The sequence below is a fragment of the Micromonospora acroterricola genome, assembly GCF_003172955.1.
Classification (GTDB): Bacteria; Actinomycetota; Actinomycetes; order Mycobacteriales; family Micromonosporaceae; genus Micromonospora; species Micromonospora acroterricola.
In genome coordinates, this window is record NZ_QGKR01000156.1 from 21,633 (window position 1) to 45,823 (window position 24,191).

Consider the following 24,191-nt stretch of genomic DNA (forward strand, 5'->3'; position numbering starts at 1 on the left):
ATCCCCTGCTTCACTTGAGCCGTCTACTGCTCCAAGGCTAGCTGGATCATCCCGTCGAGCGCCGCTGGGAATCCGGTGAGGTCTTCCAGCACCACTTCCGCCCCGGCGGCGCGCAGCTCGTCCGGGGAGCACGGCCCCGTCGCTACGGCGATTCCGGGCACCCCGGCCACCCTCGCCGCGGCCATGTCCGCCACGTGGTCCCCGACGTAGTGGGTCGCGTCGTGCTCCCGCAGGGCGGTGGCCTTCTCCTCGGCGAACAGGTCGCCGGCCAGCTCGTCGACCGCGAGACCGAGGTGCTCCAGGTGCAGGCGGGCCAGCCGGCCCATCTTGGCAGTGACGACCAGCACACGACCACCCCGTGCGTGGATCGCTTCGACCGCCTCCCGCGCGCCCGGCATCGGGAGTGTCGGGGTGATCGCGTACGCCGGGTACAGCTCGCGGTACATCCGCACGGCCGACTCGACCTGCTCCGGCGGGAACCAGTGCCCGATCTCGGTGCGCAGCGGCGGACCGAGCCGGGACACCGCGAGGTCGGCGTCCACCGGCACGCCGGTCCTGGCGGTCAACGCCCGGAAGGCCGCGGCGATGCCGGGGCGGGAGTCCACGAGCGTCATGTCGAGATCGAATCCGACGGTCAGTGCGGGCATGCCGAGAAACGTACAGGCTGTCTCCTGGCCGGGCGGACGTCCGAGGGGCGCGACGGCCCGGTGCCGGGCTAGCGTGGAAAGACGATGACCACCTCACTCGCCGACCACCTGCGGTCGCTGCCCGACGAGTCGCTGGCCGCGCTCCTCCAGCTGCGGCCGGACCTCGTCGTGCCCGTGCCGGCCGACATCTCCGCCCTGGCCATCCGGGCCCAGTCCCGGGTCTCGGTGGCCCGCGCGCTGGACGGGCTGGACCAGTTCACCCTCCAGATCCTCGACGCCGCCCGGCTGACCCGCGACCCGGCCGAGGGCACCACGGCCACCGAGGCCGTGCTCGCCATGGCGACCACGGGGCCCCACCCGCCGGCGCCGACGGCCGTCCGGGCCGCCGTCGGCCGGCTGCGCGCGCTCTTCCTGCTGTACGGCCCGGAGCACGCGCTCCAGGTGACGCCCGCCGTCGACGAGGTCTCCCCGTACCCCGCCGGGCTCGGCCGGCCAGCCGCGGACCTGGACCCGCGCACGGCCGCGCTCTGCGCGGACCCGGCGAAGCTGCGCCGGACGCTGCTCGCCGCACCCCCCTCGGCGCGGGCGATCCTGGACCGGCTGGCGGCCGGCCCTCCGGTGGGCAGCGTGCCCCCGGGCGCGTTGCAGGCGCCGCCGATCGGCGCGGAGGACGCCCTGCTCTCGGACCCGACCAACGGCGGCGCACCGACCGGTTCCCCGGTCCGCTGGCTGGTCGACAACCGGCTGCTGGTCCCCGTCTCGGCAGGCTCGTCGACGACCACCGGCACCGTCGAGCTGCCCCGCGAGGTGGGCCTGCTGCTGCGCCGCGACAGTGGCCCGCTCGGGCCGCTGCGCACCAGCCCGCCACCGGTCGCTGCCGCGCCCCGCGAGGCGAAGGCGGTCGACTCGGCCGGGGCCGGGCAGACCATGGAGGTGGTCCGGAACACCGAGGGCCTGCTGGAACAGCTCGCCGCCGAACCGGCGCCGGTGCTGCGCTCCGGCGGCATCGGTGTCCGGGACCTGCGCCGGCTGGCCCGTACCGCGGGTCTGGACGAGTCGACCACCGCGCTGCTGCTGGAGGTGGCGTACGCGGCGGGCCTCGCCGGTGAGCTGGAGCTGCCCGGCGCGACCACCACCCGGTACGGCGCGGACCAGCAGGTGATGCCGACCGGAGGGTACGAGGTGTGGCGCGCCGCCTCGCTGGCGCAGCGGTGGGAGCAGCTGGCTCGCGCGTGGCTGACCATGACCCGTCAGGTCGGTCTGGTGGGGCGGCGCGACGACCGGGACCGGCCGATCACCGCGCTCTCCGCCGAGGCCGAGCGGGCCGGTGCGCCGGCCACGCGGCGTGCGGTGCTCAGCGTGCTCGCCGACCTGGAGCCGGCGACCTCGCCCACACCGGAGGAGGTGCAGGACCTGCTGGACTGGCGGGCGCCGCGACGCAGCCGGGGCCGGGAAGCCGCCCACCGGGAGGTGCTGGCCGAGGCGGCGCAGCTCGGCGTCACCGGCCTGGGGGCGCTCACCTCGTACGGCCGGCTGCTGCTCGCCGACCTGCTGTCGGCCGACGAGCCGGGCGGCGAGGACCCGCTGGGGCTGCACGCGGACGCCGAGAGCGGCGACCCGTCGGGCGCCGCACGGGCGCTGGACGCGCTGCTGCCCGCGCCGGTCGACCACTTCCTGGTGCAGGCCGACCTGACGGTCGTGGTGCCCGGGCCGCCCGAGCCGGCGCTCGCCGTCGAACTGGAGGCGATGACCGAACTCGAGTCGGCCGGCGGGGCCAGCGTGCACCGGGTCACCACGGCGAGCGTGCGGCGGGCGCTGGACGCCGGTTACTCGGCCGACGACCTGCACGACGTGTTCCGGCGGAGGTCCCGTACGCCGGTGCCGCAGGGGCTCAGCTACCTGGTGGACGACGTGGCCCGCAAGCACGGCGGGCTGCGGGTCGGTCTGGCCGGGGCGTACCTGCGCAGCGACGACGAGACGCTGCTGAGCGAGGTGCTGGCCGACCGGCGCCTGGAGTCGCTGACACTGCGTCGGCTCGCGCCGACGGTGCTGATCACCCCGTACCAGGTCGGCCGGCTGCTGGGCGCGCTCCGCGACGCCGGGTACGCCCCGGCGCAGGAGGACGGCAGCGGTGGCACCGTGCTGGCCCGGCCGCGGGTCCGGCGGGCCCCGGCACGGGTTCCGGTGACCACCCGGACGGTGGACCCGCTCGCCGCCCCGAAGCTGCCCATGCCGCGGCTGCTCGGCGTCGTGGAGCACATGCGGCGGGGTGACACGGCGGCGCGGGCGGCCCGACGGGCGCCGGCCGTGGTGCGCGGAGGGGCGGCGGGGCTGGGCGGCGGTCCGGTGCCGGCGCACACCCACAGCGAGGCGCTGGCCGTGCTCCAGCAGGCGGTCCGCGACCGGGCGCTGGTCTGGGTGGGGTACGTCGACGCCCACGGGGCGACGGCGTCCCGGCTGGTCAAGCCGGTCTCGATCGGCGCCGGCTACCTGCGCGCCGAGGACGAGCGGACCGAGATGCTGCACACGTTCGCGCTGCACCGCATCACCGCGGCGGTGCTGGCGGACTGAGGCGGCACGGCCGACACCGGTCGCCGTGCGCGCCGGTCAGCGTCGGCTGCGTCGTACCGTGCCGACGACCGAGATGATCAGCAGCAGCGCGAAGCCGGCGCCGGCGGACTCCCCGATCGAGTTGACGAAGCCCTGCCGCAGCACCAGCCAGCCGAAGAGGAACCACCCGACGAGGAGCGCCGCCGCGACGGCGTACGCGACCACGGTCGCGCGGGACACCTCGTCGGGTGGAGCCTGGTCGTGCGCTTCGAAGACGTCACGGTCGACCGTCATACCCAGCCTCCCCGCCCGGTCCGGCCTGGACTCCCAGGGTGTCACTCCGGGGACGGGTGTGACAGGGGATAAAACCCCGAGCCGGCCGGGTCGCTCAGGTGCCGGGGCGGCGGCCGATCAGCACCACCCGGGTGCCTACCTTCCCCAGCTCCCACATACGGACGGCGTCGGCGTGCAGCAGGTTGACGCAGCCGTGCGAGCCGATCGACTTGTTGTGCAGGTACGTGGTGGTCTCGTGGAAGCCCATTCCCTGGGTGAAGTGCTGCCAGTACGGCAGCCACACCTCGTACGGGTTGGACCACTCCTTCGGGTTGCGGTAGTTGACCCTGTACGTGCCGGCGGGGGTGCGGTAGCCGGACATTCCCGTCCTGGTCACCGTCGGCGCCATGATCACCTTGCCGTCCCGGACCGCCCAGACGGTCTGCCGGGTCAGGTCCACGCAGAAGGTGGTGCCCGTGCCGGCCTTACAACGTTTCGGATCGGTGGTGGCGAGGCGCTGGGCCACGTCGTGCGTGGTCGGCCCGGCGCGACCCTCGACGGGGCTGATGCCGTACCGCCGCTGGAACTTCTTGATCGCGGCGCAGTCGGCGGCGGACTGACGGCCGTCCACGGTCACCGGCCCGAACCCACCCAACCGCGCGAGGTAGGTCTCCACCCCGCGCTGGTGCTCGCCCTGCGGGCACCCCGCGGCCGGGGCGGCGGTGCTGGTGGTCGGCGCCGGCGTGGTGCGGGTCGGCTTCGGTCTGGGCTTCGGCGTGGCGCTGGTCGCCTTCGGCGTCGGCGCGGTCGTCGTGGGTCGGCCGCGCTGGTCCGGCCCGGACGTGCCGCTCGCCCCCGTTGGCTGTTCCGCCGCACCTGCCGGGGCGGCTCCCCCGCCGCCACCCCCGCCGGCCTGCGGATCGAGCGCGCACGCACCGGCGCCGACCAGCGTGACCACCATCAGGGCGACAAGCCGGGAAGTGATCCGGACACGTTTCATGAGCCCTCCCTGGGCAGTCGTCCCTTTGCTAGACGTTCGTGAGTGCCGTCTCGGTTGCGCCCGGTGAGCATCTTTCTTCCGACATCCCGCGCCGTGCAACACTGGATGGTCGGCCAGCGGTGGGTAAGCAGGCGCCACTGAGCCGACGGCCAACCTGACGAGAGGACCCTGGCGTGAGCGGTGGACCACTGATCGTGCAGTCGGACAAGACCCTGCTGCTGGAGATCGACCACCCGGACGCGCAGGCCTGCCGGATGGCCATCGCGCCCTTCGCCGAGTTGGAGCGCTCTCCCGAGCACGTGCACACCTACCGGCTGACCCCGCTCGGGTTGTGGAACGCCCGGGCCGCGGGACACGACGCCGAGGGCGTGGTGGACTCCCTGCTCAAATACTCGCGCTACCCGGTGCCGCACGCGCTGCTGGTGGACGTGGCCGAGACGATGGACCGCTACGGCCGGCTCCAGCTCGCCAACGACCCGGCGAACGGCCTGGTGCTGCGGGCGCTGGACCGGCTGGTGCTGATCGAGGTGGCCAAGAGCAAGAAGCTCGCCGGCATGCTCGGCAACAAGATCGACGACGACACCATCCAGGTGCACCCGTCCGAGCGCGGGCGGCTCAAGCAGGCGCTGCTGAAGCTGGGCTGGCCGGCGGAGGACCTGGCCGGCTACGTCGACGGTGAGGCGCACCCGATCGAGCTGGCCGAGGCCGGCAAGGACGGGCGCAAGCCGTGGACGCTGCGGTCGTACCAGCGGGAGGCCGTGGAGGCGTTCTGGGCCGGCGGCTCGGGCGTGGTGGTGCTGCCCTGCGGCGCCGGCAAGACCCTGGTCGGCGCGGCGGCGATGGCCGAGGCGAAGGCCACCACGCTGATCCTCGTCACCAACACCGTCGCCGGCCGCCAGTGGAAGCGGGAGCTGATCGCGCGCACCTCGCTGACCGAGGAGGAGATCGGCGAGTACTCCGGCGAGCGCAAGGAGATCCGTCCGGTCACCATCGCCACGTACCAGGTGCTCACCTCGCGGCGCGGCGGCGCGTTCACCCACCTCGACCTGTTCGGGGCCCGCGACTGGGGCCTGGTCGTCTACGACGAGGTGCACCTGCTGCCCGCGCCGATCTTCCGGTTCACCGCGGACCTCCAGGCCCGCCGCCGGCTCGGCCTCACGGCGACTCTGGTACGCGAGGACGGCCGGGAGGGCGACGTGTTCAGCCTGATCGGCCCGAAGCGGTACGACGCGCCGTGGAAGGACATCGAGTCGCAGGGCTGGATCGCCCCGGCCGAGTGCACCGAGGTCCGGGTGACGCTGACCGACGCGGAGCGCATGTCGTACGCGACCGCGGAGGCCGAGGAGCGTTACCGGATGGCGGCGACCGCGCGCACCAAGCTGCCGGTGGTGAAGGCGCTGGTCGACCGGCACCCCGACGACCAGGTGCTGGTGATCGGCGCCTACATCGACCAGCTGCACCAGCTGGGCGAATACCTGGACGCGCCGATCATCCAGGGCTCGACCACCAACAAGGAGCGAGAACGGCTCTTCGACGCGTTCCGGTCCGGGGAGATCCGCACCCTGGTCATCTCGAAGGTCGGCAACTTCTCCATCGACCTGCCCGAGGCGGCGGTGGCGATCCAGGTGTCGGGGACGTTCGGATCGCGGCAGGAGGAGGCGCAGCGGCTCGGCCGGGTGCTGCGGCCGAAGGCCGACGGTCGGCAGGCGCACTTCTACACGGTCGTCTCGCGGGACACCATCGACACCGAGTACGCCGCGCACCGGCAACGCTTCCTGGCCGAGCAGGGGTACGCGTACACCATCGTGGACGCCGACGACGTCCTCGGCCCGAAACTGCCGACCGTCGACTGACCCTGTAGCAACCTTCCCGCAAGCACTTCGGGCTGGGCCCGCCCCCGTCGGGAGGACGCGGATTCAAGCTGTCGGTTCTTGCCAGATAGTGGCGGCCCGCGTCGACGAACAGGTGGCGGGCCTCGTCGATTTACGTCGGGCCCGGCCCGCGTCGAAGTTCGCGCTGCCTTCTTGCTGCCCGCCGTCCGACGCCTCCCTTAGCGCTGAAGAGTCCGGCCGGCTCGGGCCGCAAGCTCCGCGCGCTCCGGATCTTGAAGGTCCAGGCGGCCCGGTGACGGCCTGGACCGGGTCCCGGGCGGGCATAGGTGTGAGCTTCGCCCTGGCAAGGTAGCCCAGATGACCGCCCAGACTCACTGGCAGGCGTGGCATGAGCCCTACGCCGATGAAAACTCTCCGCTGTCGCGTCGGCTGCGGCTGGTCCAGCAGCACATTGCCTCGTGGCTTGACCAGCGTTGCGACGAGCGGCTGACTGTGGTGAGCGCATGCGCGGGGCAGGGTCATGACCTCATCGGCGTCCTCGCCTCAAGGACTGATGCTCAGCGTGTACACGGGACCCTGCTTGAGTACGACGCGGGCAATGTGGCTGCCGCTCAGGCCGCCGCCGATCAGGCTGGGCTCTCCAATATCCTGATCAGACAGGCGGACGCGGGCCAACACTCTTCGTATGCGGGGGCGGTTCCAGCCGACCTGGTGCTCATGGTTGGGGTCTTCGGCAACATCTCGGACGCCGACGTAGAGCGAACCGTTGCCGCCCTGCCTCGGCTGTGTGCCGAGGGCGCTACCGTGATCTGGACCAGGGCACGGCGAGACTCGGACCTGACGCCAGCAGTACGGGAGTGGCTTCGGGATGCCGGCTTCGTAGAGCAGGCATTCCACGCTCCGGACGACGTGCGATTCTCTGTCGGCGTTCACCGGTTCGAAAATCCTCCCCAGCCCCTGGACCCTGCGGGAACCATCTTCGCGTTCCTGGACTGACGCCAGCTGGTCGCTGCCCGATATCTGCCAACAACTACCTCTGCGGCGACCCCTTGGGCATCTCGCTTCCGCGCCAGCCGCCGGGGCGTTCTGCGTGGCCGGCGTGGAGCGACAGCGGAGCGACGGACGCGCGCCCCAGGCGGGGGCGCGTGCGGCCCGTTGCGGGCCGCCTTGATTCTTGTGCAGAGAGTTTGAACAGTGCGTCGGCGAGCCCAAGTCAGCGCCGGGTGGACTCCGCGACGAAGACGCCGCGACCCGGGCGGCCGACGAGCACACCCTGCTGCCGCAACGTCGCCACCGCCCGATGGATCGTCGAGACCGACACGTCGTAGTGGTCAGAAAGCTGCTGGGTGGAGGGGATCTTTGACCCGGGCTGGAACTCGCCGACCTCGATCCGCGTCAGCAGATCCTTGATCAACTCGTCCATCGTCGGCGGAATCGGCACGTAGAGGCCCCTTGCAGTCGGTTGGCTCTCCCAGTATTGAGCAACAGGTGAAAGAGCGGCAATAACTGACTCAGGAGCAGCAGGTGCGAGCGGCAGCTAGATTCGACAGGTAAGAGAGCGTTGACAGAGGTGAGAGGTATCGGTAGCGTCGCTCTCGGTGATGCGGTGCTGCTGCGGTCGGTTGGCGCCTCTCGTACCGGTCTCGCATCGCCGCCGAGACCCCACCCTCCGCGCTCCCCCGGCGCGGCCCTGCCGCCGTACCGCCGATCGAGGCTGCGGTGGCAGGGCGGGGGTGGTCTCCGCCGCCCGCAACCGGCGGAGGCCGCCCCCTCCACCCCGACGAAGGCGCGACCCGACGAAGGGCGGTCACCGCGTGCGCAAGCTGTTCCGCCGGCTGGCGAGCCGGCACGAGGAAACACAGCCACCGAGGGATGTACCTCGCAACCTCCGCCCGTGGCAGATCCGCGAGCGGTGCTTCAACGTCCGCCGGCGGGGCCTCGACCCCGTCGAGATCCGCACCTTCCTGCACCGGGTGGCCGACGAACTCGCCGTCGCGCAGACCGCCCTGGTCGCCGTGCAGGAGGAGAACGTACGGATCAAGAACGCGCTGCGGGCCTGGCAGAGCGCCCAGTCGGCGAACCACCGCTACCGATGACCGAGCGTTGGGTGATCCACCTACCGGTCACCGCGCCCGACCTGCTCCGGGCCCGGATCCTCGCCCGGACCGCCGCCCGGGTGCTGGCCCGGCTCAGCGCACACGTCGAGCCGGGCGGGGTGACCGTCTCGGCCGAGGACCAGCAGGGCGTACGACATTGGGTCTTCTGCGACCGGCCACTGCCGCACGGGCGCGGGCGGTGTGCCCTGCCGGCCGACCACACCTCGGCGTGCGCGCCACGCCCGCCGTGGCCCCGGCGGCGCTGAGTCGTTCACGTCATCAGCTCCATAGTGGCCGCAGGTGGGGACAGCCACCCCCGCAGAGCGGCTGAATAACGAGGCTCAGCGGCTCAGGATGTTCTCCTGCTGCATGTGGGACAGCTTCTCCGGGTTGCGCACGGCGTAGAGCCCGGTGATCAGCCCGTCGTCGATACGGACGGCCACGACGGTGTCCAACTCGCCGTCGAGGTGGACGATCAGCGCTGGGTAGCCGTTGACCTGCGCCGGCCGCCACGACGAGTGGCCCGCGACCTTGCCCCACCCGCCGGCCAGCAGGCGGGCCACCTTGTCGGCGCCGAGGATGGGCCGCGGGACGGCCTGCTTCACGCCGCCGCCGTCGCCGAGGAGGACGACGTCCGGCGCGAGGATGTCGAGCAGGCTCTGGAGGTCGCCGGTCTCGACGGCCCGCTGGAACGCGTCGAGCGCGCTCCGGGTCTCGGCCGCGGACACGACCTGGCGGGGCCGGCGCGCGGCGACGTGTGCGCGGGCGCGGTGGGTGATCTGGCGGACGGCGGCGGGGCTCTTGTCGACGGCTTCGGCGATCTCGTCGTACCCGAGGGCGAACACCTCGCGCAGCACGAACACCGCGCGTTCGGTGGGCGCGAGGGTTTCCAGCACCAGCAGCATGGCCATCGAGACGCTGTCGGCGAGTGCGATGTCCTCGGCCACGTCGGGGGCGGTGAGCAGCGGCTCGGGCAGCCAGGAGCCGACGTAGGACTCCTTGCGGCGGCCGAGCGTCCGCAGCCGGGTGAGGGACTGCCGGGTGGTGATGCGGACCAGGTAGGCGCGCTGGTCGTGGACCGCGCCCAGGTCGACGCCCGCCCACCGCAGCCAGGTTTCCTGGAGTACGTCCTCCGCGTCGGCGGCTGAGCCGAGCATTTCGTACGCGACGGTGAAGAGCAGGTTGCGGTGGGCGAGGAACGCCTCGGTGGCCCGGTCCGGGCGGTCGTCGGCGGCGACGGTCTGCGGCGTGCCCACCATGCGTGGCTCCTGTTCGCTCGGCTGCGTCACCCATCAGATGCCGGACCCGGCGGTTCAGTGACACCTGCGGCCTGTGGCGGTCGTCACCCGGCCGCGCCGTCACAGACCGGGGCAGGCCGGCATCTCATGGTCGTCCGATCGAACAAAACGAGTGGAGGACGGAACCATGGACGCCCGATTCAACATGTTCGAGAACGAGACTGCCATGAAGTTCGCCAAGCGGTTCGCGAACGCCGGCCAGGTGATCCAGCGGTCGTCGCTGCCGACGTCAACGCAGGAGCTGGTGTCGCTGCGGGCCAGCCAGATCAACGGCTGCGGCTGGTGCATCGACATGCACACCAAGGAGGCCGTGGCGGCCGGTGAGAGCGCGGTCCGGCTCAACCTGGTGGCCGCCTGGCGTGAGTCGACCGTCTTCACCGAGGCCGAGCAGGCCGCGCTGGCGCTCGCCGAGGAGGGCACCCGGCTCGCCGACGCCCACCAGGGCGTGTCCGACGAGACGTGGGCTCAGGTGCGCAAGCACTACGACGACGACCAGATCGCCGCACTGGTCGCCCTGGTCGCCCTGATCAACGCGGCCAACCGGCTCGCCGTGATCGTGCACCAGCGGGGCGGCTCGTACCAGCCGGGCATGTTCGCCGCCGCGCTCGACTGAACCGGAACGACGCCCGGCCCCCGATCCAGGGGTGGACGGGCCGCTAAGCGCGGCCCGTCCACCCGGCAATGCCTGGTTACCCGGCGCCGCCGGCCCGGAACGCCACCCAGGCGTCGCTCATCCGGTCCGCCTGACCTGCGGTGAACATGTCCATGCAGGAGTCCTGCGTGTAGTCCATGAAGTTGTGGATCGGGTCCAGCCCGGGTGCGGTGCAGGTGTCCGCGCCCACCGGGCAGTCGAACTGCGGCGCCGCCTCGCGCGGAGTGTCGGCGACGAAGTCGCCGGCCGCGGAGCAGCCGTGCGCGAAGGTGTGCTCCAGCATCAGCCAGTGCCCGACCTCGTGCGTCAGCGTGTCACCGAGGGCGTACTTGCCGGCCGTGCCGCCCGGCATCGACTCGTCCAGCATCACCACACCGTCGATGTGGTCGCGGCCGTTGTTGTAACCCTTCGGGAAGTACGCCCAGCCGAGGAGCCCGCCGCCGATGTTGGCCGCGTACACGTTGAGGGTGCGGGAGTCGCCGGTGTACAGCGCCTGCTTCATGTCCCGCTCGTTCTTGCCCGGCTCGACCGTGTACCAGGCGCTGTTCACCGTCCACGTGGTGTCGACGAGCGAAAACCGGAACGGCGTGTTGGAGGCGTTCGCCGCCGTGCGGCCCGCGAACGAGTCGTTCAGCACCGTCATCTGCGCCGCGATGAGGGTCTTCCACCTGGCCGTCTCGGCCGCGGTGAGCGGGTGGTCGGAGACCATGTGGAAGACCGTCGGGATGGTGACGCTGCCGTTGGCCAGGCGCGGCGCATCCTTGATCACGCCGTAGGCGTTCGCCTCGTTCTTGGAGTACAGCTCCGGCTCCTGCGCGGTGGCGCCCTCGGCGACCCGGGCCGCGCTGTGCTCGCCGGCGCTCAACTCACACGTCGCGCCACCCGGCGACACCGTCGCGGGTGCCGCGCCCACGGCGGCGTAGGCGCCACCGGACGACAGGAGCGTCGCAGCGGTGGCGGTGAGGACTGCCAGTCGGAAGATCGGTCTCCTGTGCATCGGTGCACCTTTCGGGGGAGGAGACGGTGCGGTATCGACGCGGGTCGCCAGGACCAGGCCGATGACGCCGTCTTCCCGGTATGAGACCACGTCTCTGACCTCGACAAAAGCCCTGCTGGCAGGGCTTATCCGGGTGTAACGGCAGAGGCCGGAAAAGCGCTGTTGGACAGGCACCCGGCCGATCCGCTGATCAGGTGCGCGGTCACGAGGTCGGCGGTGGGCACCGGTCGGGGAGCGTGACCTGACCTGGCCGGTGGTCGAACGTCGTCATCGTGAACCACTCGTCCAGCTCCGGGTCGAAGAGGTTCTGCAGGCCGAACTGCAACACCTGCCACCACTGGCTCGGATCCCGCTGGTCGACGTAGATGTCCCCCAGCGCGATCGGGAACCGGAACACCTCGCCCGGCACGCTGAAGCCCCCGACGACACCGACCCGCCAGTGGTCGACGTGCCGATCGTTCTCCCCTTGCAGGATCTCCGGCCCCACGAAGCGTGCGGTCTTCAGCTTGTCGTTGAAGATCTGGCGGTTGAAGAACCCGGGGACCTTGCTGCACGCGCGCGGCGGGAACAGTGGGATGTTCGGCCATCTGTAGGTGAGCGTGTAGAGCGTGTTCTCGTAGATGAGGTTGGTGAACCAGATCGGGTACTCCGGGCCTCCGGCGATCATCTGGCTGTTGCCGTCCCTGCCCTGCCAGGTGAACGGCACGTCGATGCCGAGGTCACGGACGATGTACCGGCCGGTGCCGGAGAAATCCGCCGGGAGCTGCGGGGGACGCGGCTCTCTCGCGCTGCTGGATGAGTCGTCGGCGTGGGCCGTGCGGGGTAGCGCCGGGGCGGCGGCCGGTCCCGGTGCGATCACCGCGAGGGCGAACAGGCCGCCGGCTGCCGCCGAACCCAGTGTCCGACGTGTACGGATCCACGCCATGTTTCCTCCGCCAGTGTGGAGGCCGGCGCTCCGACAGCGCGCGTGCCTTCGGCGAAGCGTATGAGCAGGCGATTCTGACCGACGGCGAAGCGCGTCGGCTCCACCGGAAGGGTGAAGCAGGCTCACCGGCCGTCGCAGTGGAGGCGGCTAGAGAACCCGGGTGACCTGCTCGGCGGCGACCACCGCGTCCCGCCGCGCCGGGTCGAGGTTGGCGCTGATCACCACGGACGCGCCAGCGGAGAGCGGGGCCAGCAACCACTTCAGCGGCTGCTCGTGCTCGGCGGCATCGACCAGCAGGCGGTCACCGGCGCGCAGGTCCAGCATCGTGGCGATCTCCTGGGCGAGCGCGCCCCACTGACCGTAGGTGGTGCCGTCCGCGCTGGCCGGGTCCGACGGGTGGATGGTGGTGTGGTCGGGCGTGACGTCCAGGTGCCGAAGCACCTCGGCGGACCAGTCGAGCCAACCCAGCGGCACGTCGGCCAGCGGCCCCGGCCCGGTGCCGACAAGGTAGCGGTGCGGGGCGTCCGGCACGTCCTCCAGCCAGTCGTCCTGCCGCTCGGGAGTCACGAACACCGCGTCGAACGGCCGGTCGCCGCCCGGTTCGAGCACCGCCAGGCCCGCGGTGGCACGGGGCCGGAACGACACCGCCAGGCCGGAGGCCCAGGCCCCCAACAACACCGCGGCGGTACGCCAGTGCGGCGGCAGCAGCACCGCTACGCGGCTGCCGGGGCCGAGACCGCAGCCGTTCCGCAGCAGGCTCGCGCTGCGTGCCGCCCAGGACCCGACCTGCTGCGCGGTCAGGTCGACGCGCTCGCCGGTCGCCTCGTCGCGGTAGCTGAGCAACGGGCTTTCGGCGGCGGCGGGACGGGCCGCAAGGTCGGCCGCGACGGTTGGCTGCATGTCCACGCTCCCCGGTGACGACGTCGCGACCACCCTACTCAACGACTTTGGTCGCGCCCGTCGTCGGCCGATGGCCGTAGCGGCCGTGCGGTTGGTCGGCGCAGGCTGCGGGTGACCCCGACGCGCCGCCGAGGAGCACCCATGCCGGCCGAGCCCCACCCCGCCACCGTCGACCGTCTTCCGCGACGCCGCCGGCTCCTGCCGGTGGTCGCGTTACTGCTGCTCGCGCCCTGGGCCGCCGAGTGCTCCTGGGGCGGCTTCACCCTCGACGACTTCCTCCCGGTGCTGATCTTCCTCGGCCCGATGTACGGCGGCGCCGCGATCCTGATCCGGGAGACCGCCCGCCGCCTGGGCGCGGGATGGCCGACGATCGTGCTGCTCGCCGCAGCGTTCGGCGTGGCGCAGGCCGGCCTCGTCGACCAGTCGCTGTTCAACCCCGGCTACCTCGACGACACGGAGTACGCCGACACCCGCGCCGCCGCCGAGGCCACGCTGGTGCCGGGGCTCGGGTTCAGCGTCCGCCAGGCCTTCGACTACGTGGGCAACCACATCGTGCTGACCATCTGCGCGCCGATCGTGATCGTCGAGTCGTTCCTCGGGCCGGGCCGCAGGCTGCGGCCGTGGCTCGGCCGGCCCGGGCTCGTCGTGGTCGGCGTGGTCTACCTGCTCGGCAGTCTGCTGGTCTTCTCCGACAGTGGCCGGAAGGGCTTCCTGGCCATCCCTCTCCAACTGATCTTCGCCGCGACCGTGGTCCTCGCACTCGTCGTGGCTGCCCTGCTGCCCCGCTGGCGTCACCTCCACCCGCGACGCGTCGGCCGGGCACCCCACCCGCTCTGGGTGGGTCTGGTGATCGTCCTCGTCCACTTCGGCACCGACCTGACACCCGGCTGGCCGGGAGTGGGCATCGCACTGGCACTCGCCGCCGTCACCGGAGGGCTGATCGCGTACTGGTCCTCCCGTGCCGGCTGGGGGCAGCGGCACGTGCTCGTCGCCGGCTCGGCGAGCCTGCTCACCGCCGCCGCGTTCGCGTACCTGGTGCCGCCCTACTCCCCCGCGACGCCGTCGGCGGCCCTCGCCGGCGACGTCGCGGTCACCGTGGTCACCCTGGCCCTGGTCGGTGGCGCCTGGTGGCGGCTGCGTCGGACTTCGCCGGCTGTCCACGTCCGCGCAAACTGATGCTCCCCGCACGGGGGTACGAGAACACCATCGCCTCATAGGGGCAGTTCCGGGCCGCCTTCGAGCAGCGGGGCGAGCAGGTCGCCGTACTCCTCGATCCGGTCCAGCGCCTCCGCGGAGGTGAACTGGCGGACGGCCGGCCGCCTCCCGCGGCCACCGGCCTCGACCTCGTCCCAGGTCAGCGGGGTGGAGGCGGACGGCGTCCGCTGGGCCCGCAGCGAGTAGGGCGCCACCGTGGTCTTCGCCGCGTTGTTCTGGCTCCAGTCGATGAAGACCTTCCCCGGTCGCAGGTTCTTCGCCATCTTCGACACGATCATCTTCGGGTGCGCCTTCTCCAACTCCTGGGCGATCCGGCGGGCATAGGCGGAGACGTCGTCGGCGGTCTGGGTGCCGGCGATCGGGCAGCAGAGCTGCATGCCCTTCTTGCCGGAGGTCTTCGGATAGCTGTCGATGCCGTCGTCGGCGAGCCGGTCGCGCATCAGCACCGCCACCGGGCAGCACTCGGCGAGCCCGGCCGGCGGCCCCGGGTCCAGGTCGACGACCATCATGTCCGGGTGCTCGCCGATCTTCCACTGCGGCGTGTGCATCTCCAGCGCGGCCAGGTTGGCCAGCCAGACGAGCGTCGGCAGGTCGTCGGCGACCACGTAGTCGATGGTCTCCCGGCCCTTGGTCGACCCGGGCGCCGGCAGGGTCTCCACCCGCACCCAGTCCGGCGTCGCAGCCGGCTTGTTCTTCTCGAAGAACGACTTGTCGTCGACGCCGTTGGGAAACCGGATCCGGGTGAGCGCCCGGTCCCGCAGGTGCGGCAGCAGCACCGGGGAGACGCGGGTGTAGTAGTCGATGACCTCACCCTTGGTGAACCCGGCCGCGGGGTAGAGCACCTTGTCCACATTGGACAACTCCAGCGCCCGGCCCTCGACGTCCACCCTGAACCGGTCAGCCGGCATCGTCGACCTCCTCCGGTGGCTTGTCCGGGCGCAGCCGCAGCACCCGGGGGAAGCGCAGCCGGCCGTCGGGGGTGCGCTGGCCGTACTTCACCTCCACCACCACCCGGGGAGTTACCCAGATGGCACCCCGGGCATCCTCGCGTGGCACGCCCGCCGCGAACGGTGACACGCCGGAGCGCAGCGGCTCCAGCTCGGCGAGGAGCTGCCGTTCGATGGCCGCGCCGATCCCGCCGCCGACCCGACCCCGGTAGATCAGCCGGCCGTCCGGGCCCGGCACCCCGACCAGCAGCCCGCCGATCCGGCGCGCGCCCGGCCGCCAGCCGCCGATGACGAAGTCGCCGGTCACCTCCAGCTTGACCTTCACCCAGTCCGGCGAGCGGACCCCCGGGCGGTAGACGGAGCCCGACCGCTTGGCCATCACCCCCTCCAGGCCGTGCTCGCCGGCCGCCTCGTAGGTGGCCGGGCCGTCGGCGAAGACCGGCGGCACCGCCCATCGGGGGCCGCCGAGGGCGAGCTGGTCCAGGGCCTCCCGGCGGCGCTCGTACGGCCAGCCGGTCAGGTCGTCGCCGTTGAGGCGGAGCAGGTCGAAGATCATGTACGTCACCGGCATGACCGCCGCCAGCCGGGCCGCCTTGTTCCGGTCCCGGACGTGCATCCTTTCCGCCAGCGCCGTGAACGAGGGCTGCCCGCTCTCGCCGAGCAGCACCACCTCGCCGTCGAGCAGCGCGTCGTCGACCTGCTCGGGCAGGGTGGCCAGTTCGGGGTACGCGGCGGTGATCTCCACGCCGGAGCGGGCGTACAGGTGCTGGCCGCCGGTGGAGATGTCGGCCAGCGCGCGGACCCCGTCCCACTTGAACTCGTACGCCCAGCCGTCACCCGCCGGGAGCGGCCCGGTCATCGCGAGCATCGGCTTGAGCGGCGCGCCGGGCACGACCCGACTGTAGTAGCAGGCCGAACATGTCGCGCCCGGTTCCTCGGGATGCGAGCATGGTCGATACCGGGGAAGGGAGCACAGGATGCGGGCGATCTGGAAGGGAGCCGTGTCGTTCGGGCTCGTCTCGATCGGGGTGAAGCTCTACTCCGCGACCGAGGAGAAGGACATCCGGTTCCACCAGGTGCACCGCGAGGACGGTGGCCGGATCCGCTACAAGCGCACCTGTTCGGTCTGCGGCGAGGAGGTCACCTACGACGACATCGCCAAGGGCTACGACATCGGCGGCGGCGAGATGGTGATCCTCACCGACGAGGACTTCGCCGACCTGCCGCTGACCAGCTCGCGCGCGATCGACGTGCTGGAGTTCGTTCCGGCCGAGCAGGTCGACCCGATCCTCTACAACAAGGCGTATTTTCTGGAGCCGGACGGCGCGGCGACCAAGCCGTACGTGCTGCTGCGTGACGCGTTGATCGACTCAGAGCGGGTGGCCATCGTCAAGGTGGCGCTGCGCCAGCGGGAGCAGCTCGCCACACTGCGGGTCCGCGAGGGCGTGCTGCTGCTCAACACGATGCTCTGGCCGGACGAGATCCGTAACCCGGACTTCGGCTTCCTCGACGAGGACCTCAAGGTGCGCCCGCCGGAGCTGGCGATGGCCAGTTCCCTGATCGACTCGATGACCGGCGAGTTCGAGCCGGACGTCTTCACCGACGACTACCGTGCGGCGTTGCAGGAGGTCATCGACGCCAAGGTGGAGGGCCGGGAGGTCGTCCAGCCGGAGGAGGTCGAGGCGGCGCCGGCCGCCGCGGTGGACCTGATGGCCGCGCTGAAGGCATCGGTGGACCGGGCCCGCGCGGCCCGCGGCGAGCAGCCGGCCCGCGGCGGCGGCGGTGAGCCGACGCCCATCTCGTCGGCCCGCTCGGCGCAGAAGGCGGCCGAGAAGAAGGCGGCCAAGGCGCCCGCGAAGAAGACTGCGGCGAAGAAGACCGCCGAGAAGAAGACCGCTGCGGCCAAGGCCGAGCCGGCGAAGAAGACCGCCGCCAAGAAGACCCCCGCGAAGAAGGCGGAGCCGGCGAAGAAGACGGCCGCCCGGAAGACGGCACCCCGCAAGAGCGCCTGACGGCACGGCAGCGACGGGGGTGTCTGCCGGACCGGGTACGCTCCGCCGGCCGCTGGCCACCGGAGGAGCCCCCATGCCGTACACCCCTGACCTGGACCGGTTGTTGACGCCCGGCGCGCGCTTCACGGACGAGCACGGCGCGTACCTGATCGAGGTGCACCCGGTGGGCGACATCGTGCTGCCGACCGGCCAGGTGGTCGGGTGTGACCCGCTGGTCCGCCCGGAGGCCGAGCCGTTCACGGTCACGGTGCCCCCCGGACGGCATCCCGCTCGGGCCTGGGTGGCCAGGGTGCTGCGGGAGGACGCCGAGGTCGACCGCCGGGTGGCCGCCCTGGAGCTGGTGATCGAGGCCGCGCCGACGGTCCGCTGGGAGCCGGCCGTCGCCGGCGACCAGGACGTCGCCGACCTCGGCGCGGACGACTACTTCGGGTACGGGGTGGACGCGGGCGCCGGCACCCTCGCCGACCCGACGGCGCTCACCGCCCTGGAAGCCTGGGACCACGAGCAGGTGGAGGAGGTGTTCATCCCGGCCGAGCCGCCCGCCTCGCCGGTTCCGGGGTTGATCACCGCGGTGCTGGACGAGGCAACGGGCGCCAACGTCGTCACCGTCGCCACGGGCTGGGGCGACGGCTGTTACGGCACCTGGATCGGGCGCGCCGCCGACGGCCGTGTGACCTCCTTCGTGACGGACTTCATGGTGGTCCCGGAATAACCGTCGCTCGGCTCCGGGCGAGCGCTCACGGATTGATCCCGACCGTCCGGGGTGGGCACGGTGGGCCGCCGGGCGGGTACCGTGTGCGTCGGCTTTCCCCCCGGCACCGGGTGCCGGCCACACCTTCGCAGCAGGGAGTCGACGACGTGAGCGAGCGCACGCAGCAGAACCGGTCGGAGGGCCAGAGCCCGGCAACCAAGGCGGGGCGGCGGCTCGCCGCCCAGCTGGCGGCGCAGAAGGCCGCCGAGGCGAAGCGGCGCCGTCAGGCGTGGGCCGGCGGGCTCGCCGGCGTCGCCGTGGTGGCGGTGCTGATCACCGTTTTCGTGCTGGTCGGCCAGGGCGACGACAAGTCCGCGAACCAGGCCGACGCGACCCCGTCCGCATCCGCCTCCGCCCCGGTCCCGGGCGACGCCGCCGCGCCTCCCGCGCCGCAGCTGCCGGCGGGCGCCGACCCGGCGCTGGGCAGCAAGCCGACGGTGGCGGCGGGCAAGGGCGAGCTGAAGAAGCTCGCCGTCACCCCGCTGATCAAGGGCACGGGCCCGGCGGTGAAGCAGGGCCAGACCATCACCACCAACTACGTGGGCGTGTTCTACAAGGACGGCAAGGAGTTCGACTCCTCGTGGAAGGCCGGCCAGCCGGCCACCTTCCCGATCGGCGTCGGGCAGGTCATCCCCGGCTGGGACCAGGGCCTGGTCGGCGTGACCGTGGGCAGCCGCGTCCAGCTGGACATCCCGGGCGAGCTGGCGTACGGCAACGACGAGGCCGCCGCGGGTGGCCGGCCGACCGGCCCGCTGCGCTTCGTGGTGGACGTGCTCGCCGCCCAGTGACCCGTCCGGATCGCCCCGGTTGTCGCCCCGGCGCGATGGAGTTGTTCACATGGGGCTTCCGGCCCGTCACCCACCGGCAGTAGGTTCGGCGTCACCCCGGGCGGCTCGCCGCCCGGGGTGAGCATCCGGGACGGGACGCGGAGGTGCACGTGACGGCGCTGGACGAGCCCGGGCGGACCGCCCGGTTGATGTGGACGCACTTCGAGCCGGTGCACGCGGTCACCTACTTCCACCCCCGGGCTCGGGCGGCGTACGAGGCGGTCGGGCTGCGCGGCTACTGGCGGGGTTACTTCGCCGGCCGAGCCGCGCCGCTGGGCGCCACCGAGGCGGCCCCGGTGATCGCCGCCTTCTTCAATTTCGCGCCGCCGATGGTGAGCCGGGCGCTGCCGGCGGTCTGGCGGCTGGCGACCCCGCAGGAGGCGTTGCGCGCCCGCCTGACCGGCGCCGTGCAGGCCCTCGCGGAGCTGACCTACCAGCTGCCCGAGACGCACCTGGTGGAGGCCGCCGACCTGCTGGAGCAGGCCGCGTCGGCGACGCAGACCGCCGGCCGGGTGCTCGGCGCGGTCAACGCGGCGCTGCCGATCGGGGAGTACCCGCTGGCCCGGCTCTGGCAGGCCGCCACGACGCTGCGCGAGCACCGGGGGGACGGGCACGTGGCGGCGTTGGTGGCCGCCGGCCTGGACCCGGTGGAGACGCTGGCGTGGCGGGTGGCGGTGGACATGTCACCGCAGAACCTCCTCGGCCGGGGCTGGTCGGAGGAGCAGTGGCGGGCCGCCCGCGAGCGTCTGGCGCAGCGTGGCTGGCTGACCCCGGACGGCGCGCCCACCGAACACGGCCGGGCTCGTTTCCAGGCGGTCGAGGACGCCACCGACCGGGCCGCCGAGCACCCGTGGCAGGCGCTCGGCCCGGACGGCACGGACCGGCTGCGCGAACTGCTGGAGCCGATGGCCCGGCCCTGCCACACGGTGATCCCGGAGGGCAGCCCCATCGGGTTGCCCGCGCTGCCCGGCTGACCGGGGCCCCACGGGTCGGGCAGGATGGGGCCGTGGTGGATGCGGTGGTCTTCGACCTGGACGGCGTGATCGTGGATTCCGAACCGGTGTGGGAGGAGGTCCGGCGGGCGTACGTGGCGACGCACGGCGGGGTCTGGCAGCCGGACACCCAGCGCCGGCTGATGGGCATGAGCACCGGCGAGTGGGCCCACTACCTCAGTGCCGAGTTGGGCGTGGCGCGCACCGCCGAGCAGGTCGCCGACGAGGTGGTCGAGGAGATGACACGGCGCTACCGGGAGCACGTACCGCTGATCGACGGCGCCGACCAGGTGGTGCGCCGGCTGGCCGGGCGGTGGCCGCTGGGGTTGGCCAGTTCGTCGCCGACCCGGCTGATCGCGGCGGCGTTGGCCGCCACCGGCCTGACCGACGCGTTCGCCGCGACCCTGTCCACCGAGGAGACCGAGCGGGGGAAGCCGGCGCCGGACGTGTACCTGAGCGTCGCGCGGCAACTGGGTGTCGACCCGGCCCGCTGCGCGGCGTTGGAGGACTCGTCCAACGGGGTGCGGTCGGCCGCCGCGGCGGGGATGCGGGTGGTGGCGGTGCCGCATGGCGCGTACCCGCTGGATCCGGACGCCGCCCGGCTGGCCGCGGTGACGCTGGGCGCGATCGGTGAGCTGACCCCGGAAACGGTCGACGCGCTGGCCGCCTGACCGGGCCGGTGTGCCGCGTCACCGGCTGCCCGGTCCCTACCGGGCATGGCCCGGTTGTACGGTTTGCGAAGCCGGGCCGGATGGCATGACGGGGAGTGGGCGGGGTACCGCAGCCGGCGGTGCCCGACCCGGGTGCCGCACGCCGGACGGGTGAGGAGACGGCGATGAAGGCCATCGTGTACGAGCAGACCGGCGACCCTTCGGTGCTGCGCCTGGTGGACCGGCCGGTGCCGGAGCCGGGGGCGGGCGAGGTCCTGGTCCGGATGGCGGTCTCCGGGGTGAACCCGACGGACTGGAAGTCCCGCCGGTCGTCCCCGCCGACGGCCGGCTGGCAGATCCCGGGGCAGGACGGCGCGGGCGTGGTGGAGGCGGTCGGCGCCGGCGTCGACCCCGACCGGATCGGCGAGCGGGTCTGGATCTGGGAGGCGGCCTGGCAGCGGCCGTGGGGCACCTCGGCGGAGTACACGCTGGTGCCGGTCCGGCAGGCGGTCCGCCTCGGCGACGCGTCGTTCGACCTGGGCGCCAGCCTCGGCATCCCGTTCCTCACCGCGCACCGCTGCCTGACGGCCGGCGAGTTCATGCCGGACACGTTGCGCGCGGGCGCGCTGGCCGACCACACCGTGCTCGTGCAGGGCGGGGCGGGCGCGGTCGGCAACGCGGCGGTCCAGCTCGCCCGTTGGGCCGACGCCACCGTGATCGCCACGGTGAGCAGCGCGGAGAAGGCGCAGCTCGCGGCCGCCGCCGGCGCCTCCTACGTGATCAACTATCGGGAGCAGGACGTGGTCGAGGAGGTCCGCAAGATAGCTCCCGACGGGGTGCACACGATCGTCGAGGTGTCCCCGTCCCGTAACGCCGCGACGGACGTGCAGGTGATCCGGCACGGCGGCGCGGTCTGCGTCTACGCCGACGGCGACGGGCCGGAGGTGAGCCTCCCGACCCGGCCGTTGATGATGCGGAACGCCCGGTGGCAGTTCGTGCTGGTCTACACGGAGCCGAAGGCGGCCAAGGCGCACGCCGTGCGGGACGTGGCCGCGGCGGCCGACCAGGGTGGCATCCGGGTCGGCGAGGACGCCGGCCTGCCGCTGCACCGCCACCCCCTGGCGGAGACGGCGGCGGCGCACCAGGCGGTGGAGAACGCGGCGGTGGGCAAGGTGCTGATCGTGACGAGCGACGCCTGATCGGGTCGCTCGCCGACCGATTTCCCCGTCATCAGGACAGAAGCGAAGAAGTTTCGCAACAATGACGGTGCGGGTAGCCCCGTGTGGAACGGGCGGCCCCGGCGCGGTGCGAACGCCGGGGCCGCCCCTGGGGAGGAATGCTCAGGAGTACCCCTGCCCCAACAGGCGACGGTGCCCGGCAAAACGTTACGGTGCCGTCAGCTCGCGGACAGTCAGCTCGCCCTCGGCGTACCGCGAACGGACGACCTTCTTGTCGAACTTGCCGACGCTGGTCTTCGGCACCGTGTCGATGAACGCCCACCGCTCGGGCAGTTGCCAGCGGGCCACCGAGCCGGCCAGGAAGTCGCGCAGCTCCTCGGCGGTCACCGACGCGCCCTCCCGGACCACCACGGTCGCCAACGGCCGCTCGTCCCACCGCTCGTCCGGCACACCCACCACGCACGCCTCCAGCACCGCCGGGTGGGCCATCAGCGCGTTCTCCAGCTCGACCGACGAGATCCACTCACCGCCGGACTTGATGACGTCCTTGGCGCGATCGGTCAGCGTGATGTAGCCGTCCGGAGAGAGGGTGCCCACGTCCCCGGTACGCAGCCAGCCGTCCCGGAACTTCTCCTCGTCGGGGGCGTCGTCGCCGACGTACCGGGCGGTCACCCACGGCCCGCGGACCTCCAGCTCGCCCACGGCCGTGCCATCGGCGGGCAGCGGCTCGCCCAGCGCGCCGACGATCCGCGCCTGCACCCCGGCCGGCACCCGGCCCTGGGTGTAGCGGTAGCGCCACGCCTGCTCACCCGTCGCGCCGGCCGGCGGACGGGAGACCGAACCCAGCGGGGACATCTCGGTCATGCCCCAGGCGTGGATGACGTCGATTCCGTGCCGCTCGTCGAACGCGTGCATCAGCGCCGGCGGGCAGGCCGAGCCCCCGACGATCACCTCCTTGAGCGAGGAGGTGTCCACGTCGTGGCTGTCCAGGTGGGCCAGCAGGTCGGTCCAGATCGTCGGCACCGCGCCGGCCAGGGTCGGCCGCTCGGCGGCGATCATCTCGGCGATCGGCGCGGCCTGGAGGAACCGGTCCGGCATGATCAGCGACGCGCCGGAGAGGAACGCGGCGTACGGCAGACCCCACGACATGGCGTGGAACATCGGCACGATGGCCAGCTCGCGGTCGGTCGGACCGAGGCCGAAGCCCTCCGGCATGCAGACCTGCAACGAGTGCAGGTAGATCGACCGGTGCGAGTAGGCCACACCCTTCGGGTTGCCGGTGGTGCCGGAGGTGTAGCAGAGCGCCGCCGCGTCGCGCTCGTCCACCTCGGGCCAGGCGAACACCTCCGGCCGGTCTGCCAGCAGCGCGTCCCAGTGGTGCACGGTGATCCGGTCGCCGGCGGCCGCCACCAGCGGCGCCGGGTCGCCGCCGCCGACCACCACCACGTGCCGCACGGTGGCCAGCTCGCCGATCACCCGGGCCAGCAGCGGGATGAGCGTGGTGTCGACCAGCACCACCCGGTCCTCGGCGTGGTTGGCGATGTAGGCGACCTGGTCGGGAAACAGCCGGATGTTGAGGGTGTGCAGGACCGCGCCCATGCTGGGCACCGCGAAGTAGGCCACGAGGTGCTCGTTGTTGTTCCACATGAAGGTGGCGACCCGCTCGTCGCCGGTCACGCCGCACTCGTCGCGCAGCGCGTGTGCCAGCCGGGCGGCCATCCGCCCCACCTCGGCGTACGTCATCCGGCGGGGTTCGCCGCCGGTCCAGCTGACCACCTCGGCCGTGCCGTGCACGGTGGCGCCGTGGTCGAGGATCCGGGAGACCTGCAGAGGGGCGTCCATCATCGTGCTACGCATGGGTAACAAGTTAGTGTCGCCGGTCACACCTTGGGAACCCCCGTAAATTGTCGCAGGTGAGCATCTCCTGGGCCGACTCGTACGTAGGGCAGTTGCGCGCGCTCGCCGGGGACCGGACGCTGATGTTCGTCGGCGCCCGCGCCGTGGTCCGGGACAACGCCGGTCGCATCCTGCTGATCCAGCGCTCAGACAACGGCCAGTGGGCCATGCCGGCCGGGGCGATGGAGCTGGGCGAGTCGATCGCGGACTGCGCGGTGCGGGAGGTCCGCGAGGAGACCGGGCTGCGGGCGCTGCGGGTCTGCGCCTTCGCCCTCTACACCGGCCCGGACCGGACCAGCACCAACATGTACGGGCACACCTACCAGGTCTTCACCACCGCGTTCCGGGTGGAGGAGTGGGACGGGCAGCTGTCCCGGGTCACCGACGAGACCACCGACGCCGGCTTCTTCCCCCGGGACCGGTTCCCCGCCCCGCTCTCCGCCTCGGTCGCCGAGACCCTGGCCGACCTCGACGTCTTCGAGCAGACCAACCGGCTGATCCTCAAGTAGGGCCGTGCCCGGTCCGACGGGTGAGCACCGGACCGGGCGACTGG

25 protein-coding genes are annotated in these 24,191 nt (G+C 72.4%); 14 read left to right on the forward strand and 11 right to left on the reverse strand.

What is annotated here, in order from left to right; genetic code table 11:
• Positions 1-23 precede the first annotated feature (23 nt).
• Positions 24-647: an HAD family hydrolase gene (locus tag DKT68_RS08785; protein ID WP_109816918.1), complete on the reverse strand. Its 624-nt coding sequence runs from the start codon at positions 645-647 to the stop codon at positions 24-26.
• 84 nt (positions 648-731) lie between these two features.
• Here DKT68_RS08785 and DKT68_RS08790 point away from each other — a divergent pair, with 84 nt between their 5' ends.
• Positions 732-3,218 (forward strand): helicase-associated domain-containing protein, encoded by a 2,487-nt coding sequence (locus DKT68_RS08790; RefSeq protein ID WP_109816919.1) that lies wholly within the window; start codon positions 732-734, stop codon positions 3,216-3,218.
• Positions 3,219-3,254: 36 nt separating this feature from the next.
• Here the strand turns inward: DKT68_RS08790 and DKT68_RS08795 are convergent, their stop codons facing one another.
• Both DKT68_RS08795 and DKT68_RS08800 read right to left on the reverse strand, forming a co-directional pair.
• Positions 3,255-3,491 (reverse strand): hypothetical protein, encoded by a 237-nt coding sequence (locus tag DKT68_RS08795; protein ID WP_109816920.1) that lies wholly within the window; start codon positions 3,489-3,491, stop codon positions 3,255-3,257.
• Positions 3,492-3,585: 94 nt separating this feature from the next.
• Positions 3,586-4,470, reverse strand: a complete 885-nt coding sequence (locus DKT68_RS08800; RefSeq protein ID WP_109816921.1) for a L,D-transpeptidase family protein — start codon at positions 4,468-4,470, stop codon at positions 3,586-3,588.
• Positions 4,471-4,643: 173 nt separating this feature from the next.
• Here DKT68_RS08800 and DKT68_RS08805 point away from each other — a divergent pair, with 173 nt between their 5' ends.
• Both DKT68_RS08805 and DKT68_RS08810 read left to right on the forward strand, forming a co-directional pair.
• Positions 4,644-6,323, forward strand: coding sequence for a DNA repair helicase XPB (locus DKT68_RS08805; RefSeq protein ID WP_109816922.1), 1,680 nt, complete (start codon positions 4,644-4,646; stop codon positions 6,321-6,323).
• Positions 6,324-6,659: 336 nt separating this feature from the next.
• Positions 6,660-7,298, forward strand: a complete 639-nt coding sequence (locus DKT68_RS08810; RefSeq protein WP_109816923.1) for a class I SAM-dependent methyltransferase family protein — start codon at positions 6,660-6,662, stop codon at positions 7,296-7,298.
• 217 nt (positions 7,299-7,515) lie between these two features.
• Here DKT68_RS08810 and DKT68_RS08815 read toward each other — a convergent pair whose 3' ends face one another.
• Positions 7,516-7,743, reverse strand: coding sequence for a winged helix-turn-helix domain-containing protein (locus tag DKT68_RS08815; protein ID WP_201748964.1), 228 nt, complete (start codon positions 7,741-7,743; stop codon positions 7,516-7,518).
• A gap of 382 nt (positions 7,744-8,125) precedes the next feature.
• On the opposite strand from DKT68_RS08815, the gene DKT68_RS08820 reads away from it, so the two are divergent.
• Together DKT68_RS08820 and DKT68_RS08825 are read left to right on the forward strand one after the other, a co-directional pair.
• The gene (locus DKT68_RS08820) at positions 8,126-8,398 is read left to right on the forward strand and encodes a DivIVA domain-containing protein (RefSeq protein WP_407940710.1); all 273 of its coding nucleotides are present in this window, start codon (positions 8,126-8,128) and stop codon (positions 8,396-8,398) included.
• The gene (locus DKT68_RS08825) at positions 8,395-8,664 is read left to right on the forward strand and encodes a hypothetical protein (RefSeq protein WP_109816926.1); all 270 of its coding nucleotides are present in this window, start codon (positions 8,395-8,397) and stop codon (positions 8,662-8,664) included. The genes DKT68_RS08820 and DKT68_RS08825 overlap by 4 nt, the downstream gene beginning before the upstream one ends.
• Positions 8,665-8,739: 75 nt before the next feature.
• Here DKT68_RS08825 and DKT68_RS08830 read toward each other — a convergent pair whose 3' ends face one another.
• The gene (locus DKT68_RS08830; RefSeq protein ID WP_109816927.1) at positions 8,740-9,657 is read right to left on the reverse strand and encodes an RNA polymerase sigma-70 factor; all 918 of its coding nucleotides are present in this window, start codon (positions 9,655-9,657) and stop codon (positions 8,740-8,742) included.
• Positions 9,658-9,823: 166 nt separating this feature from the next.
• Here DKT68_RS08830 and DKT68_RS08835 point away from each other — a divergent pair, with 166 nt between their 5' ends.
• Entirely contained in the window at positions 9,824-10,309 is a 486-nt protein-coding gene (locus DKT68_RS08835; protein WP_109816928.1) for a carboxymuconolactone decarboxylase family protein, read from the forward strand.
• A gap of 76 nt (positions 10,310-10,385) precedes the next feature.
• Here the strand turns inward: DKT68_RS08835 and DKT68_RS08840 are convergent, their stop codons facing one another.
• The 3 genes from DKT68_RS08840 to DKT68_RS08850 form a co-directional block, all read right to left on the reverse strand.
• Complete coding sequence (locus tag DKT68_RS08840; protein WP_109816929.1) at positions 10,386-11,345, reverse strand: zinc metalloprotease; 960 nt, start codon at positions 11,343-11,345, stop codon at positions 10,386-10,388.
• A 202-nt stretch (positions 11,346-11,547) separates the two neighbouring features.
• Complete coding sequence (locus DKT68_RS08845) at positions 11,548-12,270, reverse strand: hypothetical protein (protein ID WP_109816930.1); 723 nt, start codon at positions 12,268-12,270, stop codon at positions 11,548-11,550.
• Positions 12,271-12,417: 147 nt separating this feature from the next.
• Positions 12,418-13,170: a TIGR03089 family protein gene (locus tag DKT68_RS08850; RefSeq protein ID WP_109816955.1), complete on the reverse strand. Its 753-nt coding sequence runs from the start codon at positions 13,168-13,170 to the stop codon at positions 12,418-12,420.
• Positions 13,171-13,311: 141 nt separating this feature from the next.
• Here DKT68_RS08850 and DKT68_RS08855 point away from each other — a divergent pair, with 141 nt between their 5' ends.
• Positions 13,312-14,346, forward strand: a complete 1,035-nt coding sequence (locus tag DKT68_RS08855) for a hypothetical protein (protein WP_109816931.1) — start codon at positions 13,312-13,314, stop codon at positions 14,344-14,346.
• A 35-nt stretch (positions 14,347-14,381) separates the two neighbouring features.
• Here the strand turns inward: DKT68_RS08855 and ligD (DKT68_RS08860) are convergent, their stop codons facing one another.
• Together ligD (DKT68_RS08860) and ligD (DKT68_RS08865) are read right to left on the reverse strand one after the other, a co-directional pair.
• Entirely contained in the window at positions 14,382-15,293 is a 912-nt protein-coding gene (ligD, locus tag DKT68_RS08860) for a non-homologous end-joining DNA ligase (protein ID WP_109816932.1), read from the reverse strand.
• Positions 15,283-16,224 carry a non-homologous end-joining DNA ligase gene (gene ligD, locus DKT68_RS08865; protein WP_109816933.1) on the reverse strand — a complete coding sequence of 314 codons (942 nt, stop codon included), beginning with the start codon at positions 16,222-16,224 and terminating at the stop codon, positions 15,283-15,285. Before ligD (DKT68_RS08865) ends, ligD (DKT68_RS08860) begins: the two co-directional genes overlap by 11 nt.
• Positions 16,225-16,309: 85 nt before the next feature.
• Here ligD (DKT68_RS08865) and ku point away from each other — a divergent pair, with 85 nt between their 5' ends.
• The 6 genes from ku to DKT68_RS08895 all read left to right on the forward strand — a co-directional run bounded on the left by ku (position 16,310) and on the right by DKT68_RS08895 (position 21,763).
• Complete coding sequence (gene ku, locus DKT68_RS08870) at positions 16,310-17,344, forward strand: non-homologous end joining protein Ku (protein WP_109816934.1); 1,035 nt, start codon at positions 16,310-16,312, stop codon at positions 17,342-17,344.
• A gap of 73 nt (positions 17,345-17,417) precedes the next feature.
• Positions 17,418-18,056 (forward strand): DUF4241 domain-containing protein, encoded by a 639-nt coding sequence (locus DKT68_RS08875; RefSeq protein ID WP_109816935.1) that lies wholly within the window; start codon positions 17,418-17,420, stop codon positions 18,054-18,056.
• A gap of 110 nt (positions 18,057-18,166) precedes the next feature.
• A complete protein-coding gene (locus DKT68_RS08880) occupies positions 18,167-18,883 on the forward strand; it encodes an FKBP-type peptidyl-prolyl cis-trans isomerase (protein ID WP_109816936.1) in 717 nt (238 codons plus the stop codon).
• Between the two features lie 188 nt (positions 18,884-19,071).
• Positions 19,072-19,896, forward strand: a complete 825-nt coding sequence (locus tag DKT68_RS08885) for an SCO6745 family protein (RefSeq protein WP_109816956.1) — start codon at positions 19,072-19,074, stop codon at positions 19,894-19,896.
• Entirely contained in the window at positions 19,893-20,585 is a 693-nt protein-coding gene (locus DKT68_RS08890) for an HAD family hydrolase (protein WP_201748965.1), read from the forward strand. Before DKT68_RS08885 ends, DKT68_RS08890 begins: the two co-directional genes overlap by 4 nt.
• Before the next feature lie 164 nt (positions 20,586-20,749).
• On the forward strand, positions 20,750-21,763 hold the full coding sequence (locus DKT68_RS08895; RefSeq protein WP_109816957.1) for an NADPH:quinone reductase: 1,014 nt from the start codon (positions 20,750-20,752) through the stop codon (positions 21,761-21,763).
• A gap of 186 nt (positions 21,764-21,949) precedes the next feature.
• On the opposite strand, the gene DKT68_RS08900 is transcribed toward DKT68_RS08895, so the two are convergent.
• A complete protein-coding gene (locus DKT68_RS08900) occupies positions 21,950-23,599 on the reverse strand; it encodes a fatty acid--CoA ligase (RefSeq protein ID WP_109816938.1) in 1,650 nt (549 codons plus the stop codon).
• Between the two features lie 56 nt (positions 23,600-23,655).
• Between DKT68_RS08900 and DKT68_RS08905 the strand changes: the two genes are divergently transcribed.
• Entirely contained in the window at positions 23,656-24,147 is a 492-nt protein-coding gene (locus DKT68_RS08905) for an NUDIX domain-containing protein (protein WP_109816939.1), read from the forward strand.
• The last annotated feature ends 44 nt before the right edge of the window (positions 24,148-24,191 follow it).

What these genes read in the sequence shown, in the direction of transcription:
- DKT68_RS08885 (WP_109816956.1), top strand. Translation starts at nt 19,072, where the DNA reads ATGTGGACGCACTTCGAGCCGGTGCACGCGGTCACCTACTTCCACCCC.
- DKT68_RS08875 (WP_109816935.1), top strand. Translation starts at nt 17,418, where the DNA reads ATGCCGTACACCCCTGACCTGGACCGGTTGTTGACGCCCGGCGCGCGC.
- ku (WP_109816934.1), top strand. Translation starts at nt 16,310, where the DNA reads ATGCGGGCGATCTGGAAGGGAGCCGTGTCGTTCGGGCTCGTCTCGATC.
- DKT68_RS08830 (WP_109816927.1), bottom strand. Translation starts at nt 9,657, where the DNA reads ATGGTGGGCACGCCGCAGACCGTCGCCGCCGACGACCGCCCGGACCGG.
- DKT68_RS08795 (WP_109816920.1), bottom strand. Translation starts at nt 3,491, where the DNA reads ATGACGGTCGACCGTGACGTCTTCGAAGCGCACGACCAGGCTCCACCC.
- DKT68_RS08810 (WP_109816923.1), top strand. Translation starts at nt 6,660, where the DNA reads ATGACCGCCCAGACTCACTGGCAGGCGTGGCATGAGCCCTACGCCGAT.
- DKT68_RS08850 (WP_109816955.1), bottom strand. Translation starts at nt 13,170, where the DNA reads ATGCAGCCAACCGTCGCGGCCGACCTTGCGGCCCGTCCCGCCGCCGCC.
- DKT68_RS08800 (WP_109816921.1), bottom strand. Translation starts at nt 4,470, where the DNA reads ATGAAACGTGTCCGGATCACTTCCCGGCTTGTCGCCCTGATGGTGGTC.
- DKT68_RS08790 (WP_109816919.1), top strand. Translation starts at nt 732, where the DNA reads ATGACCACCTCACTCGCCGACCACCTGCGGTCGCTGCCCGACGAGTCG.
- DKT68_RS08840 (WP_109816929.1), bottom strand. Translation starts at nt 11,345, where the DNA reads ATGCACAGGAGACCGATCTTCCGACTGGCAGTCCTCACCGCCACCGCT.
- DKT68_RS08895 (WP_109816957.1), top strand. Translation starts at nt 20,750, where the DNA reads ATGAAGGCCATCGTGTACGAGCAGACCGGCGACCCTTCGGTGCTGCGC.
- ligD (WP_109816932.1), bottom strand. Translation starts at nt 15,293, where the DNA reads ATGCCGGCTGACCGGTTCAGGGTGGACGTCGAGGGCCGGGCGCTGGAG.
- DKT68_RS08900 (WP_109816938.1), bottom strand. Translation starts at nt 23,599, where the DNA reads ATGCGTAGCACGATGATGGACGCCCCTCTGCAGGTCTCCCGGATCCTC.
- DKT68_RS08855 (WP_109816931.1), top strand. Translation starts at nt 13,312, where the DNA reads ATGCCGGCCGAGCCCCACCCCGCCACCGTCGACCGTCTTCCGCGACGC.
- DKT68_RS08785 (WP_109816918.1), bottom strand. Translation starts at nt 647, where the DNA reads ATGCCCGCACTGACCGTCGGATTCGATCTCGACATGACGCTCGTGGAC.
- DKT68_RS08835 (WP_109816928.1), top strand. Translation starts at nt 9,824, where the DNA reads ATGGACGCCCGATTCAACATGTTCGAGAACGAGACTGCCATGAAGTTC.
- DKT68_RS08825 (WP_109816926.1), top strand. Translation starts at nt 8,395, where the DNA reads ATGACCGAGCGTTGGGTGATCCACCTACCGGTCACCGCGCCCGACCTG.
- DKT68_RS08845 (WP_109816930.1), bottom strand. Translation starts at nt 12,270, where the DNA reads ATGGCGTGGATCCGTACACGTCGGACACTGGGTTCGGCGGCAGCCGGC.